The 18,532-nt window shown below is 68.5% G+C and carries 18 protein-coding genes; 15 read left to right on the forward strand and 3 right to left on the reverse strand.

The window, feature by feature from the left end; translation table 11 throughout:
* Nucleotides 1-10: 10 nt before the first annotated feature.
* The 3 genes from ACR3ZA_RS10585 to ACR3ZA_RS10595 all read left to right on the forward strand — a co-directional run bounded on the left by ACR3ZA_RS10585 (nt 11) and on the right by ACR3ZA_RS10595 (nt 3,438).
* Nucleotides 11-1,036, forward strand: coding sequence for a substrate-binding domain-containing protein (locus ACR3ZA_RS10585; protein ID WP_473661922.1), 1,026 nt, complete (start codon nt 11-13; stop codon nt 1,034-1,036).
* A 108-nt stretch (nt 1,037-1,144) separates the two neighbouring features.
* Nucleotides 1,145-2,140, forward strand: coding sequence for an aldo/keto reductase (locus ACR3ZA_RS10590; protein WP_473661923.1), 996 nt, complete (start codon nt 1,145-1,147; stop codon nt 2,138-2,140).
* Complete coding sequence (locus tag ACR3ZA_RS10595; protein ID WP_473661924.1) at nt 2,137-3,438, forward strand: enolase C-terminal domain-like protein; 1,302 nt, start codon at nt 2,137-2,139, stop codon at nt 3,436-3,438. The genes ACR3ZA_RS10590 and ACR3ZA_RS10595 overlap by 4 nt, the downstream gene beginning before the upstream one ends.
* 43 nt (nt 3,439-3,481) lie before the next feature.
* Here ACR3ZA_RS10595 and ACR3ZA_RS10600 read toward each other — a convergent pair whose 3' ends face one another.
* The gene (locus ACR3ZA_RS10600; protein WP_473661925.1) at nt 3,482-4,243 is read right to left on the reverse strand and encodes an FCD domain-containing protein; all 762 of its coding nucleotides are present in this window, start codon (nt 4,241-4,243) and stop codon (nt 3,482-3,484) included.
* Nucleotides 4,244-4,358: 115 nt separating this feature from the next.
* On the opposite strand from ACR3ZA_RS10600, the gene ACR3ZA_RS10605 reads away from it, so the two are divergent.
* The 10 genes from ACR3ZA_RS10605 to ACR3ZA_RS10650 all read left to right on the forward strand — a co-directional run bounded on the left by ACR3ZA_RS10605 (nt 4,359) and on the right by ACR3ZA_RS10650 (nt 13,709).
* The gene (locus ACR3ZA_RS10605; RefSeq protein ID WP_473661926.1) at nt 4,359-5,525 is read left to right on the forward strand and encodes an enolase C-terminal domain-like protein; all 1,167 of its coding nucleotides are present in this window, start codon (nt 4,359-4,361) and stop codon (nt 5,523-5,525) included.
* Entirely contained in the window at nt 5,512-6,180 is a 669-nt protein-coding gene (locus ACR3ZA_RS10610) for an RraA family protein (protein WP_473661927.1), read from the forward strand. Before ACR3ZA_RS10605 ends, ACR3ZA_RS10610 begins: the two co-directional genes overlap by 14 nt.
* 34 nt (nt 6,181-6,214) lie before the next feature.
* On the forward strand, nt 6,215-7,081 hold the full coding sequence (locus ACR3ZA_RS10615; protein ID WP_473661928.1) for an amidohydrolase family protein: 867 nt from the start codon (nt 6,215-6,217) through the stop codon (nt 7,079-7,081).
* A gap of 286 nt (nt 7,082-7,367) precedes the next feature.
* Nucleotides 7,368-8,687, forward strand: a complete 1,320-nt coding sequence (locus tag ACR3ZA_RS10620) for an extracellular solute-binding protein (protein WP_473661929.1) — start codon at nt 7,368-7,370, stop codon at nt 8,685-8,687.
* Nucleotides 8,688-8,774: 87 nt separating this feature from the next.
* On the forward strand, nt 8,775-9,725 hold the full coding sequence (locus tag ACR3ZA_RS10625) for an ABC transporter permease subunit (RefSeq protein ID WP_473661930.1): 951 nt from the start codon (nt 8,775-8,777) through the stop codon (nt 9,723-9,725).
* A complete protein-coding gene (locus ACR3ZA_RS10630; protein ID WP_473661931.1) occupies nt 9,722-10,660 on the forward strand; it encodes an ABC transporter permease subunit in 939 nt (312 codons plus the stop codon). The genes ACR3ZA_RS10625 and ACR3ZA_RS10630 overlap by 4 nt, the downstream gene beginning before the upstream one ends.
* Nucleotides 10,661-10,662: 2 nt before the next feature.
* The gene (locus ACR3ZA_RS10635) at nt 10,663-11,766 is read left to right on the forward strand and encodes a Gfo/Idh/MocA family oxidoreductase (RefSeq protein ID WP_473661932.1); all 1,104 of its coding nucleotides are present in this window, start codon (nt 10,663-10,665) and stop codon (nt 11,764-11,766) included.
* A gap of 19 nt (nt 11,767-11,785) precedes the next feature.
* Nucleotides 11,786-12,634, forward strand: a complete 849-nt coding sequence (locus ACR3ZA_RS10640; protein ID WP_473661933.1) for a fumarylacetoacetate hydrolase family protein — start codon at nt 11,786-11,788, stop codon at nt 12,632-12,634.
* On the forward strand, nt 12,631-13,389 hold the full coding sequence (locus tag ACR3ZA_RS10645) for an SDR family oxidoreductase (RefSeq protein ID WP_473661934.1): 759 nt from the start codon (nt 12,631-12,633) through the stop codon (nt 13,387-13,389). The genes ACR3ZA_RS10640 and ACR3ZA_RS10645 overlap by 4 nt, the downstream gene beginning before the upstream one ends.
* Nucleotides 13,386-13,709, forward strand: coding sequence for an L-rhamnose mutarotase (locus ACR3ZA_RS10650; RefSeq protein WP_473661935.1), 324 nt, complete (start codon nt 13,386-13,388; stop codon nt 13,707-13,709). The genes ACR3ZA_RS10645 and ACR3ZA_RS10650 overlap by 4 nt, the downstream gene beginning before the upstream one ends.
* Before the next feature lie 77 nt (nt 13,710-13,786).
* On the opposite strand, the gene gndA is transcribed toward ACR3ZA_RS10650, so the two are convergent.
* Together gndA and ACR3ZA_RS10660 are read right to left on the reverse strand one after the other, a co-directional pair.
* Nucleotides 13,787-15,190 (reverse strand): NADP-dependent phosphogluconate dehydrogenase, encoded by a 1,404-nt coding sequence (gndA, locus tag ACR3ZA_RS10655; RefSeq protein WP_473662313.1) that lies wholly within the window; start codon nt 15,188-15,190, stop codon nt 13,787-13,789.
* Between the two features lie 116 nt (nt 15,191-15,306).
* Nucleotides 15,307-16,044, reverse strand: a complete 738-nt coding sequence (locus tag ACR3ZA_RS10660) for an FCD domain-containing protein (protein WP_473661936.1) — start codon at nt 16,042-16,044, stop codon at nt 15,307-15,309.
* 192 nt (nt 16,045-16,236) lie between these two features.
* On the opposite strand from ACR3ZA_RS10660, the gene ACR3ZA_RS10665 reads away from it, so the two are divergent.
* The gene (locus ACR3ZA_RS10665) at nt 16,237-17,628 is read left to right on the forward strand and encodes a GntT/GntP/DsdX family permease (protein WP_473661937.1); all 1,392 of its coding nucleotides are present in this window, start codon (nt 16,237-16,239) and stop codon (nt 17,626-17,628) included.
* An 87-nt stretch (nt 17,629-17,715) separates the two neighbouring features.
* Nucleotides 17,716-18,483, forward strand: a complete 768-nt coding sequence (locus ACR3ZA_RS10670) for an SDR family oxidoreductase (RefSeq protein WP_473661938.1) — start codon at nt 17,716-17,718, stop codon at nt 18,481-18,483.
* Nucleotides 18,484-18,532: the final 49 nt, after the last annotated feature.

Here is an 18,532-nt window from a genome sequence, read left to right on the forward strand (position 1 = left end):
ACTGGGGCGCATGTCCACGCTGAGTGATGTCGCCGCGCGCGCCGGGGTCTCGGTGTCGGCCGTCTCGCGAGTGCTCAGCGGATCGCCGACGGCTCGAGTCAGCCCCGATACGCGAGAGCGCATTCATGCCGCCGCGCGTGAGCTCGGCTATCGGCCGAACTTCGCGGCGCGCGCGCTCAAGTCCTCGCGGACGAACGTGGTCGGGCTCGTCGTTCCGGATCTCACGAACGCGATCTTCACCGAACTGATGCACGGCGTGGAGGAGGAGGCCCTCCGCCGCGGCTTCATGGTGCTCATCGCGCGCGCCGAGGGAATGCCCGAAGGGGAGGAGTCGATCCCGCGACTCGTCGGCGAGGGGCGTGTGGACGGCGTGCTCGTCCAGGTCGGTGACAACATGCGCGCCGAGGATCTGCAGTCGCTGCGCGAAGCCGATCTGCCGCTGATCTTCATCAACTCGGTCGACCCGGACCGCGTCGGCTCCGTGATCCTGGAGGACGAGAGCGCGGCGCGGGTCGCGACCGAGCACCTGATTGCGCTTGGGCACCGCCGCATCGGACTCATGGGCGGTCTGCCCGAGACCGATTCGGCTCGGCGGCGCGAGTCGGGATTCCGCGAGGCGATGAGCCGGGCAGGTCTCTCGGTCGAGCCCGAGCTGATCACCTCACTCGGCTACGGTCCGGCGCAGGGGCGGGAGGCGCTCGCGCAGTTCGCCCGTCTCGCCGAGCCGCCGACCGCCCTGGTCATCGCGAACGTCAACGCGGCGCACGGCGCGCTCCACGAGGCCCGATCGCACGGCATCCGGGTGCCGGGGCAGCTGTCGATCGTGGCGATTCACGACGCCTGGACCGCCGAGAACACCTGGCCGCCGTTGACGACCGTGCGGATGCCGCTGTACGAGATGGGGCAGGCCGCGGTCGTGGATCTCGCCGCGCGCATCGCCGGCGAGCCGAGCGTCGATCGCGTCGTGCGCGCACCTCGCCCGCAGCTCATCGAGCGCGAGTCGACGGCTCCGCCGGAGCACGCCTCGCGCCCATAGAGCAGATCTATTCACGCATCTCGCCCAGAAGTCGCGACAATTTCGAGGCTGATGGACTGATACATCCAATGTTTCCTCTAGACTGGGGGAGAACGTGAAGGGATGATCATGCGGACTCGCGCAACGGCGCGCGGCCTCCAGCTCACCGAGCTGGGCATGGGTGCTGCGCAGCTGGGGAACCTCTACCGCGAAACGACGGATGTCGAGGTCGAGGAGACGGTCGACGCTGCGTGGAGTGGGGGGATCCGCTATTTCGACACCGCGCCGCACTACGGCCTCGGCCTGTCGGAGCGCCGCCTCGGCGCGCAGCTGCGCTCGCGCCCGCGCGACGAGTACCTGCTGTCCACCAAGGTCGGCAAGATGCTCGTTCCGAGTCCCGAGCGCGCGCACCTGCGCGACGACGAAGGCTTCGATGTGCCCGCCGAGACGCGACGCGTCTTTGATTTCAGCCGCGACGCCATCCTGCGCTCGATCGAAGGCTCGCTCGAGCGTCTCGGGCTCGATCGCATCGACATCGCCTACCTTCATGACCCCGACGACCACTTCGAACAGGCGTCGACCGAGGGCATCAGCGCGCTGATCGAGCTGCGCGAGCAGGGCGTGCTGCGCGCCGTCGGCGCGGGAATGAACCATGCCGCCCCGCTGGCCGAGCTCATTCGTCGGGCCGACGTCGACCTGCTGATGTGCGCCGGCCGATTCACTCTGCTCGACGGCGACGCGCTCGACGACCTCCTGCCGCTCGCGCTCGAACGCGAGGTCGGCATCATCGTCGCCGGCGTCTACAACTCCGGACTGCTCGGTCGCGATCGGCCCAAGGCCGACGCCACCTTCGACTACGGCCCGGCGCCCGCCGAGCTGATCGAGCGAGCGAACCGGATCGCGGACGTGTGCGAGGCGCACGGCGTCTCGCTGCCCGCGGCGGCCATGAACTACGTCTTCCGGCACCCCGCCGTCCTCGCCGTGGTCGTCGGGGCGCGCGGCGGCACGCAGCTGCGCCAGAACATCGAGCGCTACGAGGCATCGATCCCGGATGCGGTGTGGCGCGACCTCGCCGCCGCCGGGCTCGTGCGAGAGATTCCGAACTTGGGAAAGGACCAAGCATGACCACGATTACCGCGGTGACCGCACACGATGTGCGCTTCCCCACCTCGCTCAGCATGGACGGCTCGGATGCGATGAACAAGGACGGCGACTACTCCGCCGCCTACGTCGTCATCCACACCGATGACCCCGAGCTGAAGGGCTACGGCTTCACCTTCACCATCGGGCGGGGCAACGACCTCTGCGTCGAGGCGGCGCGTCAGCGCGGGGTTCCGCTCATCGGGCGCTCGGTCGAGGAATCGGTCGCCGACCTGGGCGGCGTGTATCGCTACCTCTCGTCCGACTCGCAGCTGCGCTGGCTCGGCCCGGAGAAGGGCGTCGTGCACCTGGCGATGGCCGCCGTCATGAACGCGATGTGGGATCTCGCCGCACGCGTGGCGGGCAAGCCGCTGTGGCGCCTGCTCGCCGAGATGACGCCCGAGCAGCTCGTCGACGCGGCCGACCTGAAGTACCTCTCGGATGCGCTGACGCGCGAGGAGGCGCTCGAGATCCTGCGCTCCAAGGAGTCGACGCGCGCCGAGCGCATCGCCGATCTCGAGTCGCGCGGGGGCTACCCCTGCTACACGACGAGCGCGGGCTGGCTCGGCTACAGCGACGACAAGCTCCGGCGTCTGCTCCAGGAGGCGGTCGACGAGGGCTATCGCCACCTGAAGCTGAAGGTCGGCGGCAACGTCGAGGACGACATCCGTCGCCTCCGTATCGCGCGCGAGGTCATCGGCTGGGACGCCAACCTGATGATCGACGCCAACCAGGTGTGGGACGTGCCGGAGGCGATCGAGTGGGTGGGTCGCCTCGCCGAGTTCAAGCCGCTCTGGATCGAAGAGCCGACGAGCCCCGACGACGTGCTCGGCCACGCCGCGGTGCGCAAGGCGGTCGCGCCGATCGGCGTTGCCACGGGCGAGCACGGCATGAACCGCGTGCTGTTCAAGCAGATGTTCCAGGCCGAGGCGATCGACTTCTGCCAGCTCGACTCGGCGCGACTCGCGAGCGTCAACGAGATCCTCTCGGTCTACCTGATGGCGCAGAAGTTCGGCATTCCGGTCTGCCCGCACGCGGGCGGCGTCGGTCTGTGCGAGCTGGTGCAGCACCTGTCGATCTTCGACTACGTGTGCGTCTCGGGCTCGCTCGAGAACCGGGTGACCGAGTTTGTCGACCACCTGCACGAGCACTTCACCGACCCGTGCATCGTCGAGAACGGGCACTACACGCTGCCCGGGCTTCCCGGGTACAGCGCCGAGATGCACGACTCCTCGGTCGCCGAGTACAGCTTCCCGGACGGAAGCTACTGGGCGTCGCGCTGACGATGCGGGCCCGGTCGCGGTGTGCGGCGGCCGGGTCGCTCGGCTACGTGATCGGCTGCGCCTCGGGATCTTCGTCCGCGTGAGCGGCACTGAATTCCTCGACGCCGAGCAGGTGGACCTCCATCCGGATGCGCGCGCGCTCCGCGTCGCGATTCACGAGCTCGGTGAAGATCGCGCGGTGCTCGCGCTGGGTCTCGCGCACGGACCCACGGTGGCTGATGGCTCGCCAGAGCCTGGCGCGGAACGTGCGGCCGACGAGCGTGTCGATGATCGCGGCGAGCGGGCGGTTGCCGCTGGAGCGGGCGATGATCCGGTGGAACTCGGTGTCGGCGTTGATGAAGCCCTCGAGATCCATGTCGGGCTCGCTCTCGAGGATCTCGTCCACCCCCTGGAGCACGCGCTCGAGCTCCGCGAGCTCCTCGTCGGTGAGCCGAGTCGCCGCGAGCGCGACGCTCTCGGCTTCGAGCACGCGTCGGACGGCGAGAAGCTCCGCGGCGTGCGCGGGCTGCTGGAGGTCGGCGAGAAACCCGAGAGGGCTGAGCAGCGTTCGCGGATCGAGCGCGGTCACATAGGTGCCGTCGCCTTGGCGTGTCTCGAGGACGCCGAGCGTGGCGAGCGCACGCACCCCCTCGCGGAGCGAGCCGCGAGAGACGCCGAGCAGACCCGCGAGATCCTTTTCGATCGGGAGGCGCGACCCGGGGCTCAGTTCGCCGCGGGTGAGCATGTCCTTGATGCCCTGGATGACGACATCGGTCTGCGAGCGCGCGGGAGAGGCGGGATCCGAGCCGGACGCAGCTGTAGTCATGCAGCGATTCTAGAGTTTCGGAGTTGATCGGATGAATATCTTTTGGTTCAACGTTTGACCTGCTAGCGTGAGTGCCGTTCCCGTGATAAATCCGACCTAATGAGGATGCTCAACGATGAGTGACGTTGCCCCTGTGACCATCTCCGGACTGCGGGCGGTGCTGCTGTCTCACCGCTACGCCCCCGGTGACGAGCTGACCTGGGTCGGAGGCACGATCTTCTCCTGGGACGCGGCCCTCGTCGAGGTGACGCTCTCCGACGGCACGACCGGCGTCGGAGAGGCGGGCGCCGGCATCATGGCCGCGACGGCCGTCCCGGGAATCGTGGAGGCGTTCCGCCCCTACCTGATCGACCGCACGTTCACCTCTGCTCTGGATGTGGGAGATCACCTGCGCGCGTTCACGGCGTTCTGGTCGCGCGGCGGCATCCTCAGCGGCGTCGTGGGGGCGATCGAGACCGCGGTTGTCGACGCCGTCGGCAAGCGCGAGGGGATCCCCGCCTACGAGGTGCTCGGCGGTGCCCGGCGGCCCTGGATCGAGGCCTACGCGAGCGGAGGCCTGGGAACCACCTTCGACGAAGTCTCGGCGTGGGCGAGTGCCCAGGTCGAGGCCGGCTTCGGGACCGTGAAGTTCCGCGCCATGCGCGACCCCGAGACGACGATCGAACTGCTCGACCATGTGGTGCCGCGTCTTCCCGCGGGCACCCAGTTCGTGATCGACGCGGTGCAGGCCTGTGCGTCGGCGCCGTGGTCGGTCGACGACGCGATCCGCGTTGGACATCACGCGGCACGACTCGGAGCCCGATGGTACGAGGAGCCCTGCCAGGCCGACGATGTGGCGGGCTTCGCTGCCGTGCGGTCTGCGATCGGCGCGCCCGTCTCCGGTGTCGAGTCCAACGGCACGGTCCGCGAATTCGCCGAACTGATCACCGCGGGCGGCGTCGACATCGCTCAGCCCGATGTCACCTTCGTCGGAGGCCCGCGCGCGTTCGGCCGGGTATCCCAGCTCGCGCACGATGCCGGGATCGCCGCCGTGCCGCATGTCTGGGGCTCGGGTGTCACCTTCGCCGCGAACCTGCACACCGTGCTCGCCGACCCCTACGTCGAGCTGTTCGAGTTCTGCACGCTGCCGAACCCCCTCCGCGATGCGCTGCGCGTCGAGGAGATCGACTTCCGCGACGGCGGGATCGGCGCCCCGACCGCCCCGGGTCTCGGCATTCGGCTCACCCCGGAGCTCGAGGCGGAGTTCCCCTACACCGAAGGAGGCGGCCATGTCATCCGCTGAGTCCGGCTTCACCCCGCTGCCCGGAGACGAACGGCTGTCCACCGCGATTCTGAGCGACTCGTGCGATGCGGTGGGGCTGCGCCACCAGGTGCTGACCGAACGACTCGCCCCGGTCGTGCCCGGTTCGCGCGCGATCGGTCGCGCCCGAACCGTGCGGTTCGCCCCGGCGCTCGAGGATGACCCGAACGACCCCTACCGCGACGCGATCGACTTCATCGACGGCATCGGCGCGGGCGAGTTCGTCGTGATCGCCACCGCCGAGAGCAACGACAGCGGGTTCTGGGGCGAGCTCTTCAGCGCGGCCGCGCTCGGGCATCACGCCTCCGGCGTGATCACCGACGGCAACCTTCGCGATACCGATCGGATCGCCGCGCTCGGATTTCCCGCGTTCTCCCGGTCGCGCCGTCCGATCGACTACCGTGCCAGGATGCGCGTGATCGCCTCCGATGTCGTCGTCGAGCTGGGAGGCGTGCGGATCGCACCCGGTGACCTCCTCATGGCCGACGATGACGGTGCGGTGGTCATTCCACGAGAGCGTGAGGATGAGGTCCTCGCGCTCGCGCGGGACCGCGCCGCCCGCGAATCGACCGTGCTGGCCGAGCTTCTCGCGGGCGACTCGCTGCGGGCCGTCTGGGACCGCCACCGCGTGCTCTGATCAACGCCGATCACACCAACAGAAGGAGCAGACCATGACGTTCCCCGTCATCGATTCGCACCAGCACGTCTGGGATCCCCAGCGCGCGGAGTATGCCTGGCTGGGCCCGGAGCTCGCGCCGATCAACCGCGCCGTCGCCTTCGACGAGCTGCTGCCGGAGATGCGCGCCGTCGGCGTGGACTTCACCGTGCAGGTGCAGTCCGCGGACAATCCCGAGGACACCGCGCTGATGGTCGAGTCGGCGGACACCCATCCTGAGGTCGCGGCGATCGTCGGATACGCGCCGTTGGAACGGCCGCACGATGTCGCGGCGACGCTGGAGTCCTGGCGAGGAGATTCCCGGATGGTCGGCGTCCGCACGCTCATCCACAATCAGGCGGATCCCGACTGGCTGCTGCGTCCTGACGTCGATGAGGGCCTCGGGCTCCTCGAGAAGGCGGGGGTCGCATTCGACGTCGTCGCGGTGCTGCCGCGCCATCTCGAGCTGATTCCCCTCATCTCCGAGCGGCACCCCGAACTGCGTATGGTGATCGACCATCTGTCGAAGCCCCCGATCGGCCTTCCCGATCGCGAGCCCTGGTGGGGGCTCATGGCGGCGGCGGCGCAGAATCCGCTCGTGTACGGCAAGGTGAGCGGCCTCTACTCGGCGACCGAGGATCCGGCCGCCTGGACGACCGAGCAGATCCGCCCCTTCTTCGACCACGCCGTGGAGCTCTTCGGCGCGGAGCGGCTGATGTACGGCGGCGACTGGCCCGTCTCGATCCTCGCGGGCGGCTACACCCGGGTGTGGAACGGTCTGGTGCCGCTCTTCGACACGCTTTCGGATTCCGATCGCGAACGGGTGCTGGGGCGCACCGCAGCCGAGTTCTATCGGATCGATCCGGCCCGCCTCGCGCGCTGACGACACTGACGCGCGCAATCGTCCTTAGATTGGACGATTGCGCGCGTTTTCGTGCGTTATGGCAACTTGATCCCGGTGTGCGCGCCGGCACTAGCCAGATTCATCCGATCTCTTGTAGGGTGGGTGCTCGAGGGTTGTCCCGCTCAACACATGTGGTCAAACGTTTGCTTAATCGATCTGATCTGGCTAGCGTGTGACCGGGAGAGCGGCGGGAGGTCCCACAGCTCCACCCGACAGAATCACGATGGCGTGCTGTCAGCGCCACCTCACCCAAGGAGTGTCAAAGATGACCAAGAGGTTCCTCTCGGTGAGCACCGGAGTGGCGACTGTCGCCATTGCCGCGCTCGCCCTGTCCGGCTGCACGACGAGTGGCGAGTCCACCGTTGCCCAGACCGATTCCGGCGGAAAGATCACCGTCTGGGTCGACCCGCCCCGCGTGCCGGCTGCTGAAGCCTTCGTCGCGGCCTACCCCGACATCGAGATCGACGTCGTGCAGATCGACGGCACCGTCGGCGGCCAGACCGTCAAGCAGGCGTTCGCCAACTTCGACTCGGCCGGATCGGGCTGGCCGGACGCGATCTTCTTCCCGTCCAACGACGACATCGCCTGGGCGACCAACTCGACGAGCAACTACGCCGCCGACCTGACCGACCTCCTGCCCGAGGTCATCGAGGGCTACGACCCGGCCGTCCTGTCGTTCTGCGACTTCGATGGTCAGATCCGCTGCCTCCGCAACGACGCGGCGCCGGACGTGTTCTGGTACAACAAGGCGTTCTTCGACGAGAACGGCTACACGCTGCCGACCACGTGGGAAGAGTACGGCGAGCTCGCCGTGCAGATCGCCGCGGAGCACCCCGGCAAGATCAGCGGCTTCCTCGGTGACGCCTACGCGATCAACCGCTACATGCAGGCCGCGGACTGCCCGACCAACGACCGCGTGTCGGAGTCGGAGGCGCACATCAACCTCGACGACCCGAACTGTGTTCGGGCGACCGAGCTGCTCTCGACGATGTACGACGGCGGGGCGCTCACGACCCAGGGAATCTTCGATGGTGACGCGGCCGAGTCCGGCGTGAACCTCGTCATGAGCCCCGGTGCGGTGTGGTGGGGCAACTACCTGTTCCGCGACACGTGGCAGATCCCCGCGAACCAGATGAGCGCCGTTGCGCCGCTCACCTGGGAAGGCGAGTCGGCTCCGTCCGCGGGCAACGAGGGCGGTGGACTGTGGGGCGTCTCGTCGCACATCACCGGCAAGCAGCTCGAGAACGCGCTGACGTTCGCGACCTTCGTCGCCACCGACCCGCGTTGGCAGGTTGAGCTCTCGACCGGTCTTCCGGGCTATGGCCCGATCCAGGACGCCTGGCTCGAGAAGCTCGCGGAAGACGCCTACTTCGCCGATGTGCCGGCCGTGCAGGAGGCCTTCAAGGCCGCCGCCGGTGCGGTCGCTCCGTACTCGTACATGCTGTACGACACGGGTTCGGTGTGGACCGAGACGGTGAGCCCGACGCTGATCGGCGGGGGATCGGTCGAGGACGCGATCGGCGCCTTCGGAACCGAGCTCGTCAACCGCGCGAATTCGGTCGGCTACACGGTCATCGCCGAGTAGCGTCCGACGCGAGGGGGCGCCTGTCGGCGCGGCAGGCGCCCCCTTTCTTCCACCGTCTCACTTTCGACTCCACCACGAGGTATCCCCATGAGCTCAGCGACACTGCTGTCGAAGCCCGCTCGACCCGTCAAACGGCGGGCGCCGCACCGCGTCGAAGCGCGCAGCGCCTGGATTCTGCTCTCGCCCTACATCCTGCTGTTCCTGGTCGCCGCGGCGATCCCGATCGGATACGCGTTCTGGATCTCGATGCAGCGGGCCCCCACTCTGGTGGACCCCTCGTCGGGTTTCGGCGGGTTCGACTCCTTCGTCACGGCGTTCACCGACTACCGCTTCGCCGACACCTTCGTGAACATCTTCACGGTGATGGCCGTCTGGCTGCCGCTCATGCTCCTGGGCATCGTCGGGCTCGCGCTGCTCGTGCACGCCAGCCCCGGTCGCTTCGGCGGGGCGATGCGCTTCATCTACTACATCCCGGGCGCGCTCAGCGGAATCGCCAACTTCGTGCTCTGGGTGTACCTGCTGCACCCCACGCAGTCGCCGCTCGCGCCGCTGTGGCAAGGGCTTGAGCTCAACACCCTGAAGCAGGTGGTGACGACCGGGAACCTCCCCGCGATCCTCACCGCAATGCTTTTCTTCCAAGGCGTCGGCACCTGGATCGTGATCGTCAACGGCGGGCTCAACGGGATCCCCGATGAGATCTTCGAAGCCGCGCAGCTCGACGGCGCGAACGCCTGGCAGCTGGCGTGGCGGGTCAAGCTGCCGCTGATCAGGCCGTGGATCGGATACGCGGCGCTCATGAACCTCGCCTACGGGTTCCAGCTCTTCCTCGAGCCCTACCTCCTCCGGCAGATCTCCTCCGGGTCGATCGACGACACGTGGGCGCCCACTCAACTCGGCTATGCGTTCGCCTTCACCAACCGCAACTTCCCGGCGGCCGCGGCGATGTCGATCATCCTGCTGATCATCACGCTCGCGATCGGAATCATCATCGTCTTCCGAAGTGGACTCTTCGGTGAAGAAAAGGAGAGTGCGCGATGAGCGTCTCGTCCGCTGAACTGCACCGCGTCGTCGGCTCGCGCCGATGGAGCGTCGGCCGCATTGCGCGCGTCACCGTCATGGTGCTCGTCGCCGCAGCGTTCCTGCTGCCGATCCTCGGCTTCATCGCGATGGCCTTCCGCAGCCAGGAGAACGTCGCGGCAGGGTCCGACGGCTTCCTCGGGCTCCTCGGGCTCTCGTGGGACAACGTCGTCTACAGCTGGAGCCAGATCAACGGCTTCGGCCCCGGCGACGGCGGCCTGTTTCCGCGGTGGATCCTCAACTCGCTGATCGTCTCGGTCGTCGGCGGCGTTCTCGCCCTGACCGCAGCGCTGCCCGCGGGCTACGCGCTCGCGCGACTCCGATTCCGAGCCCGCCGCGCGTGGCTGTTCGCCACGCTGCTGGCGATGGTGATGCCGAACACCGTGCTCGTCATCCCGCTGTTCCTCGAGGTCAACGCGATCGGCGCGGTCGGCCAGCTCTGGCCGGTGGCGATCATCATGGGCTTCTTCCCGTTCGGGGTGTACCTCAGCTATATCCACTTCATGACGACCATGCCGCCGGAACTCGTCGAGGCCGCGCGCATCGACGGACTCGGTGAGATCGCGATCTTCTTCCAGGTGGGGCTGCCGATCTCGAAGCAGGTCGTGGCGCTCGTGGCCTTCTTCTCGTTCGTGGCGAACTGGACGAACTTCTTCCTCCCGCTCGCATTGCTGACGTCGAGCCAGGACAACAAGACGATCTCGATCGGAATCCAGGAGCTCATCGGCGCGAGCCCGCTGTTCAACGCGACCGTCGCGGCCGGGCTCGACGTCAAGCTGTACCTGCCGCAGCTGGCGCTTGCCACGGTCATCTCCATGCTGCCGCTGCTGATCGTGTTCCTGGGGGCCCAGCGCTTCCTGATCCGGGGGCAGACGGTCGGAGCGGTGAAGGGCTAGCGATGGTCGACTTCCCAGAGCGGCACCCGGCGGAGGCGTACACCCTCGCTCTGCCGAACGCGCCGCGTCCGATCGTGATCCTCGGGACCGGGGGCATCGTCCGCGACGCGCATCTGCCGGCCTACCGCAAGGCGGGGTTTCCCGTGTGGGGTCTCGTCAACCGCACCGTGGCGCGTGCCCAGGCGCTGGCCGACGAGTACGGGATCGAGCATGTCTTCGGCACCGTCGAAGAGGCGGTCGCCGCGGCACCCGCGGACGCGGTGTACGACATCGCGCTGATGCCCGAGCAGTACGTCGACACCCTGGAGGCGCTGCCGGACGGTGCCGCGGTGCTGATCCAGAAGCCCCTCGGCCACTCGCTCGCCGAGGGGCGGATCGTGCGCGACGTGTGTCACCGCAAGGGCTTGATCGCGGCCGTGAACACGCAGCTGCGGTTCGCGCCGTACGTGGCCGAGGCACGCCGACTCATCGCGGAGGGCGTGATCGGCGAGCTGTACGACCTGGAGATCCGCGTCGCGACCGAGACCCCGTGGGAGATCTTCCCGAACGTGCTCGGCATGGAACGACTCGAGCTCAACATGCACAGCGTGCACTACATGGACCTGGTGCGCTCGTTCCTCGGTGATCCGGACTCGGTGAGTGCGGTGACGGTGCGGCATCCGATGAAGGACCAGGTGTCGAACACGCGGTCGACGGTGCTCATGCGCTACCGCGACCGGCCTCTGCGCGTCACGGTGAGCACGAACCACGATCACGGCTTCGGCGCCGACTACGAGGAGAGCTTCATCAAGTGGGAGGGCACCCTCGGCGCGATCCGCGCGCAGATGGGCCTGATGCTGAACTACCCGACGGGTGGGCTCGATAAGCTCGAACTGGCGCTGGTCGCCGAACCGGAGCGGGGGTGGCAGCCGGTTCCCTTCGAGGGGTCCTGGTTCCCCGACGCGTTCATCGGATCGATGAGCTCCTTGCAGCGCTTCGTCGAGGGCTCGGTGCCGACTCTGCCGACGGCGGTCGATGACGTCCTGCACACCATGGCGGTCGTCGAAGCCGCCTATGAATCCCAAGACGACGAAGGCGTCGCGCTCGGTCTCAATCCATTCGAATGACAACCAGGAGTAGATCAACGTGAATTTCGCCCGACTCGGCCCCCTCGGCTCTGAGATCCCCGTCGTTCAGCGCGACGGCGCCAGCTACGACCTGCGGTCGATCACGACCGACATCGACGGCGCCTTCTTCGCACGCGACGGCGTGGCCGCGGCGCGGGCCGCGCTCGAGAGGGGCGAGCTTCCGCAGCTCGACGCGGACGGCCTGCGCGTCGGAGCACCGATCGCGCGTCCCGGCAAGATCGTCTGCATCGGCCTGAACTACCGCGACCACGCGGAGGAGACCGGGGCCGCGATCCCCGCCGAGCCGGTGATCTTCATGAAGGACCCGTCGACCATGATCGGCCCGTTCGACACCGTGCTCATTCCGCGCGCCTCGGTCAAGACCGACTGGGAGGTCGAGCTCGGCGTGGTGATCGGCCAGACCGCGCGCTACCTCGACTCGCCGGAGGACGCCGACGCGGTGATCGCCGGCTACGCGGTCTCACACGACGTCTCGGAGCGAGAGTTCCAGCTCGAGCGCGGCGGCCAGTGGGACAAGGGCAAGAGCTGCGAGACGTTCAACCCCTTCGGCCCCGCCCTCGTGCCCGCCGATGAGATCGCCGACCCGCAGGCCCTCGGCCTTCGGCTCTGGGTCAACGGGGTGGAGCGTCAGAACGGCACCACGGCGAACATGATCTTCGGCATCCGCCACATCATCTGGTACCTCTCGCAGTTCATGGTGCTGCACCCGGGCGACGTCGTGAACACCGGCACCCCGGCCGGCGTCGCGCTCGGCATCGACGGCAACCCGTACCTGCGCGCGGGCGACGTGGTCGAACTCGAGATCGACGGCCTCGGCCGCGCCCGACAGGAGATGGTGCAGGCATGACCAGCGAATTCGACGGCCTTGTGGCCGTGGTCACCGGCGGTGCCTCCGGCATCGGCCTGGCGACCGCGCTCGCCTTTGCCGATAAAGGCGCGCACGTCGCCGTGCTCGATCTGAAGCCCGAGACGCTGACCGATGACCGGCTCACCGGCTTCGTCGCGAACGTCGCCGACCGGGACTCGGTCAACGCGGCGATCGCGGCGGTCGTCGAGAAGTTCGGGGGCATCGACATCGTCGTGAACAACGCCGGCATCTCGGCGATCGGGACCGTCGAGGAGCTCGCCGACGAGGACTGGGCGCGCGTGCTCGACATCAACGTGACCGGCATGGCCCGGGTGAGCGCCGCCGCGCTGCCGCATCTGCGCGCCTCGCAGCACGCCGCGATCGTCAACCTCTGCTCGATCGGCGCGCTCAACGGCCTGCCGCAGCGGGCGCTGTACAACGCCTCCAAGGGTGCGGTGCTCTCGCTCACCTACGCGATGGCGACCGACCACGTGCGGGAGGGCGTCCGCGTCAACGCGGTCAGCCCGGGCACGGTCGCGACGCCGTTCGTCGAGAACTTCCTGACCCAGTTCGATGACCCGGTGAAGGAGCGCGCGGCGCTCGACGCCCGCCAGGCGACCGGTCGGATGGTGACCCCGGAGGAGGTCGCCGGAGCGATCCTGTACCTGGCGAGCCCGCTGTCGGGCTCGACGACCGGCACCGCCCTCGAGGTCGACGGCGGCGTCACGCACTTGAGAGTGAGGCAGCAATCGTGAAGCGCGTCGCCCAGGTCATCGGCCTGCCGCCCGAGAACCGCGCCGAGTACGAGCGGTATCACGCCGCCGTGTGGCCGGGCGTGCTGGAGCGCCTGGCGCTCAGCAACATCCACAACTACTCGATCTACCGCCACGGCGACCTGCTGTTCTCGTACTTCGAGTACACCGGTGACGACTACGAGGCCGACATGGCCGCGATCGCCGCGGACCCGGAGACGCAGCGCTGGTGGGCGGTGCAGGAGCCGCTGCAGCGTCCGCTCGACGACCGCGCCGAGGGCGAGTGGTGGAAGGAGCTTCCTGAGGTCTTCCACACCGACTGATCGGTGCGGAGGGGAAGAAACGCGAACGGGCGGCGCTGTGTGGTGGCAGCACCGCCCGTTCGGCGTTTCGAGACCGACTAGTGCGCGTCGGTGGCGCTGATCTCGCTGCGGTCGCCCGACCACAGCGTGTGGAAGGTGCCGTCCTTGTCGACGCGCTTGTAGGTGTGCGCGCCGAAGAAGTCGCGCTGACCCTGCACGAGCGCCGCCGGCAGGCGGTCGGCGCGCAGGCCGTCGTAGTACGACAGCGACGACGAGAACGCCGGCGACGGGATGCCCGCCTGCGCGGCCGCCACGACGACGCGACGCCAGGCCTCCTGTGCGCCGGTGAGCGCCTCACGGAAGTACGGCGCGGTGAGCAGCGCGACAAGGCCCGGGTTCTCGGCGTAGGCCTCGGTGATGCGGTTGAGGAACTGGGCGCGGATGATGCAGCCGCCGCGCCAGATCTTGGCGATCTCGCCCTTCTGGATGTCCCAGCCGTACTCCTCGGCACCGGCGATGATCTCGTCGAAGCCCTGCGAGTAGGCGACGATCTTCGAGGCATAGAGCGCGCGGCGCACGTCCTCGACGAAGGCGTCGGCATCCGTCACCGTCCACTCCTCGGCGGGGCCGGGGAGGTCGGAGGCGGCGGCGCGCTGCGCGGGCTTGGAGGAGAGCGAGCGGGCGAAGACGGCCTCGGCGATCCCCGACACGGGGATGCCCAGGTCGAGCGCCGACTGCACGGTCCAGGCGCCGGTGCCCTTGGCGCCGGCCTGATCGAGGATGACGTCGACGAGCGGGGCGCCGGTCTCGGCGTCCACCTGGCGCAGCACCTCGGCGGTGATCTCGATGAGGTAGCTCTCGAGCTCGCCGCGGTTCCACTCGGCGAAGATGTCGGCGATCTCGGACGGGCTCTTGCCGGTGCCGCGACGGATCAGGTCGTAGGCCTCGGCGATGAGCTGCATGTCGGCGTACTCGATGCCGTTGTGGATCATCTTGACGAAGTGACCGGCGCCGTCGGTGCCGACGTGGGTGACGCAGGGCTCGCCTTCGGCAACCGCGGCGATCGACTTGAGGATCGGGCCGAGGGTGACCCAGGCCTCGGCGGAGCCGCCGGGCATGATCGAGGGGCCGAGCAGGGCGCCCTCCTCGCCGCCGGAGATGCCGGCGCCGACGAAGTTGATGCCCGTGGCGCGGACGGCCTTCTCACGGCGGATGGTGTCGGTGAACAGCGCGTTGCCGCCGTCGACGATGATGTCGCCCGGTTCGAACACCTTGACCAGCTCGTCGATGACGGCGTCGGTGGCACGGCCGGCCTGCACCATGATGATGGCGGTGCGCGGGGTGCTGAGCGACTCGGCGAAGTCGGCGTAGGTCTTCGCCGGAACGAAGCCGGCTTCGGGGTGCTCGGTGATGAGCGTCTCGGTCTTCTCATACGACCGGTTGAACACCGCGACGGTGTTTCCTTCGCGACTGGCGAGGTTGCGGGCCAAGTTCGAGCCCATCACCGCCAATCCGATGACGCCGATGTTGGCCTTCGACTGCTCTGGCACGTCACTCCTTTTGTGATTCTGGGCCCGATGTGTCTCGGGAGGTCGGGGCTGCGGACAGCCGCTTCAGCCTAGCCCGCCTCGCGTGGGCGCTCCCCGCGAACGGGTGAGCTCACCTCGAGCGCGACGAGCGAGACATAGGTTCGCGCGCCCGCTTCGGCGGCGTGCGCATCGCCCGCCGAGATCGCGGCGGCAGTGGCGACGTGGTTCTCGAGGGTGCCTTCGGCGGGGATCGACGGCGTGAGCCCGAGAGCGGCTCGACCGCGCAGCACCTCTTCGACGGGGATGGCGAGCTGCGCCAGCATCACATTGCCGGAGGCCTCCAGGAGCAGCCGGTGGAAGGCGACGTCGACCTCGAGGTATTCGGGGCTGGCGCCGAGGCCGCGGCGGCCGAGGGTGTCCAGCTCGTCTCCGAGCCGGCGCAGTCGAGCCTTGTCGTCGAAGCTCGCGCGCACCGCGGCGAGCCGCGCCGCGGTCGGCTCGATGGCGCCGCGCAGCTCGGTGAGCATCGCGAGCTGCTCCTGCCGGCGCGGCCCGGCGAGGTTCCAGCGGATCACGGAGGCGTCGAACGCATCCCAGTCGTCGTGGGGGAGCACGGTGATGCCGACGCGGCGACGGGAGGTGAGCATGCCGCGCGATTCGAGCACGCGCACGGCCTCGCGGATCACGGTGCGGCTGGCGCCGTGCTCGGCCTCAAGCTCGGCGAGCGTGAGCACGCGGCCCTCGGAGAGCTCGCCGGTGGCGATGCCCCGGCCGAGGCTCTCGAGCACGTCGCTGTGCGAACCTCGCCCCTGTGCTGTCTTCGCCATGCACTCATTCTTCCGTCGTCGGTGACGTCGATACAAAAAATATGATCATCTAGTTGTAAAAGTATGATCATTGTGTCACAGTGGCTCCCACTGTTCGGGGACGACGCGCCAGCGACGGCGTCGACGGACCGAGCAGCACCCCCGGCGCGCAGCCTCGCCCGCCGATTCCATCAATTCAACGGAGAAGTCTCAATGGAAGATTGGACACAGACCCTCGAGGTTGGTCCCTTGCTCGGCATCGCTGCCGGCGCGATCGCCCTGATCCTGGTGCTCGTCATCGTGTTCCGGGTCCACGCGTTCTTGACCCTCGTCCTCGTCTCGCTGGCGACGGCGATCGTCGCCGGAATCCCGATCGGCCAGGTCGCCAACGTCCTGATCTCCGGGTTCGGCTCGACACTGGGTTCCGTCGCCCTGCTGGTCGGACTCGGTGCGATGCTCGGGCGACTGGTCGAGGCCAGCGGCGGCGCCCGCATCCTCGCCGACAAGATGGTCGACGTCTTCGGTGAGAAGCGCGCCCCCTTCGCCCTCGGCATCGCCTCGCTCGTCATGGGCTTCCCGATCTTCTTCGACGCGGGCCTGATCGTCATGCTCCCGATCGTGTTCGCGGTGGCGCGACGCCTCGGCGGCAAGAACATGCTGCTCTACGGCATCACGGCGGCCGCCGGCTTCTCGGTGATGCACATCTTCCTGCCCCCGCACCCGGGCCCCATCACCGCCACGGAGTACTACGGCGCCGACCTCGGCATCGTGCTCATCGTCGGACTGATCATCGCGTTCCCGCTCTGGTACCTCTCCGGCTACCTGTGGGCCAAGTTCATCAACAAGCGCATTCCGCTTCCCGTGCTGTCGCTGTTCGGCGGCCCCGAGGACGACGTCGAGCCCACCAACCCGCCGAAGGCCGGCACGGTCATCGCGCTGCTCGCCCTCCCGCTCGTGCTCATCCTGATGAACACCGGACTGAACTCGCTGCGCTCGGTCGGCGTCGTCGACGAGACCACCTGGTGGTACCAGGCCATGACGCTCATCGGCACCAGCTCCATCGCGCTGCTCATCTCGGTGTTCGTCGCCGCCTTCGTGCTCGGCCGCCGCCGGGGCGTGAACGGCACGGCGCTCGAGCGCATCCTGGACACGGCGCTCGGCCCGATCTGCTCGGTCGTGCTCATCACCGGCGCCGGTGGCATGTTCGGCGGCGTGCTGCGCACCTCCGGGATCGGCACCGCCCTCGCCGAGGTGCTCAGCGACATCGGTCTGCCGCTCATCGTCGCGGTCTACGTCGCCGCTGTCGTGCTGCGCGTCGCCCAGGGCTCGGCCACCGTCGCGCTCGTCACCGCGGCGGGCCTGTTCGCCCCGGCCGTCATCGCGGCGGGCTTCAACCCGCTGCAGCTCGCGGCCGTCGTCATCGCGACCGCGGCGGGATCGGTCTTCGCCGGTCACGTCAACGACTCCGGCTTCTGGCTGGTCGGTCGACTGATGGGCATGGACGTCAAGACCACCCTGAAGACCTGGACGGTGCAGCAGACCATCGAATCCCTCGCCGGATTCGTGGCCGCGCTGCTGGTCTTCGCCGTGGGCTCGATGGTCTAGCCCACACCCACCCTGTCGCGGCGGGAGCGTGCGATCACCACACGCACGCTCCCGCCGCACCCTCACTCGGCAACTCGGAGAAACACCATGACCACCTCGTTCGACCTCGGCGGCAAGCTCGCCCTCGTCACCGGATCCTCGCGCGGACTCGGGCGCGGCCTCGCGCTCGCCCTCGCGGACGCCGGAGCGCGCCTGGTCATCCACGGCCGCGACGCGAGCGCCCTGCAGGAGACCGCCGACGCCATCGAGCGCAGCCACGGCGCGCGCCCCGAGCTGGTGCTGTTCGACGTCACCGACGCGACCGCGGTCGAGGCCGGCATCGCCGAGCTCGTCGAGCGCGTCGGCGTGCCCGACATCCTCGTCAACAACGCCGGCCTCCAGCGCCGCGCCCCGTTCGCCGAGTTCCCGGTCGCCGACTGGGATGCCCTCGTCGCGGGCAACCTCTCCGGCGTCTTCTACGTCTCGCGCTTCGTCGCGCCCGGCATGGTCGAGCGCGGCTCCGGCAAGATCATCAACATCGCGTCGGTGCAGTCGCAGCTCGCGCGGCAGACGATCGCCCCCTACGGCGCCACCAAGGCCGGAGTCGCCCAGCTCAGTCGGGGCATGGCCGCCGATCTGGCCCGCCACAACATCCAGGTCAACACGCTCTCTCCCGGCTACTTCGCCACCGACATGAACAAGGCGCTCGTCGAGGACCCGGAGTTCACCGCCTGGCTCGAGAACCGCACGCCCGCTCGTCGCTGGGGCCAGGTCGAAGAGCTCGCCGGCACCCTGATCTACCTCGCCTCGCCGGCGAGCGACTTCGTCAGCGGGCAGAACATCTTCGTCGACGGCGGAATGACCTCGGTCGTCTGACCCGAACCCCGGGCGCCGAGCGGCGCTCCCGCACCACAACTCCAGGAGG

The organism is Herbiconiux sp. J20-20, from assembly GCF_057365085.1.

What these genes read in the sequence shown, in the direction of transcription:
- ACR3ZA_RS10585 (WP_473661922.1), top strand. Translation starts at nt 11, where the DNA reads ATGTCCACGCTGAGTGATGTCGCCGCGCGCGCCGGGGTCTCGGTGTCG.
- ACR3ZA_RS10590 (WP_473661923.1), top strand. Translation starts at nt 1,145, where the DNA reads ATGCGGACTCGCGCAACGGCGCGCGGCCTCCAGCTCACCGAGCTGGGC.
- ACR3ZA_RS10595 (WP_473661924.1), top strand. Translation starts at nt 2,137, where the DNA reads ATGACCACGATTACCGCGGTGACCGCACACGATGTGCGCTTCCCCACC.
- ACR3ZA_RS10600 (WP_473661925.1), bottom strand. Translation starts at nt 4,243, where the DNA reads ATGACTACAGCTGCGTCCGGCTCGGATCCCGCCTCTCCCGCGCGCTCG.
- ACR3ZA_RS10605 (WP_473661926.1), top strand. Translation starts at nt 4,359, where the DNA reads ATGAGTGACGTTGCCCCTGTGACCATCTCCGGACTGCGGGCGGTGCTG.
- ACR3ZA_RS10610 (WP_473661927.1), top strand. Translation starts at nt 5,512, where the DNA reads ATGTCATCCGCTGAGTCCGGCTTCACCCCGCTGCCCGGAGACGAACGG.
- ACR3ZA_RS10615 (WP_473661928.1), top strand. Translation starts at nt 6,215, where the DNA reads ATGACGTTCCCCGTCATCGATTCGCACCAGCACGTCTGGGATCCCCAG.
- ACR3ZA_RS10620 (WP_473661929.1), top strand. Translation starts at nt 7,368, where the DNA reads ATGACCAAGAGGTTCCTCTCGGTGAGCACCGGAGTGGCGACTGTCGCC.
- ACR3ZA_RS10625 (WP_473661930.1), top strand. Translation starts at nt 8,775, where the DNA reads ATGAGCTCAGCGACACTGCTGTCGAAGCCCGCTCGACCCGTCAAACGG.
- ACR3ZA_RS10630 (WP_473661931.1), top strand. Translation starts at nt 9,722, where the DNA reads ATGAGCGTCTCGTCCGCTGAACTGCACCGCGTCGTCGGCTCGCGCCGA.
- ACR3ZA_RS10635 (WP_473661932.1), top strand. Translation starts at nt 10,663, where the DNA reads ATGGTCGACTTCCCAGAGCGGCACCCGGCGGAGGCGTACACCCTCGCT.
- ACR3ZA_RS10645 (WP_473661934.1), top strand. Translation starts at nt 12,631, where the DNA reads ATGACCAGCGAATTCGACGGCCTTGTGGCCGTGGTCACCGGCGGTGCC.
- gndA (WP_473662313.1), bottom strand. Translation starts at nt 15,190, where the DNA reads ATGGGCTCGAACTTGGCCCGCAACCTCGCCAGTCGCGAAGGAAACACC.
- ACR3ZA_RS10660 (WP_473661936.1), bottom strand. Translation starts at nt 16,044, where the DNA reads ATGGCGAAGACAGCACAGGGGCGAGGTTCGCACAGCGACGTGCTCGAG.
- ACR3ZA_RS10665 (WP_473661937.1), top strand. Translation starts at nt 16,237, where the DNA reads ATGGAAGATTGGACACAGACCCTCGAGGTTGGTCCCTTGCTCGGCATC.
- ACR3ZA_RS10670 (WP_473661938.1), top strand. Translation starts at nt 17,716, where the DNA reads ATGACCACCTCGTTCGACCTCGGCGGCAAGCTCGCCCTCGTCACCGGA.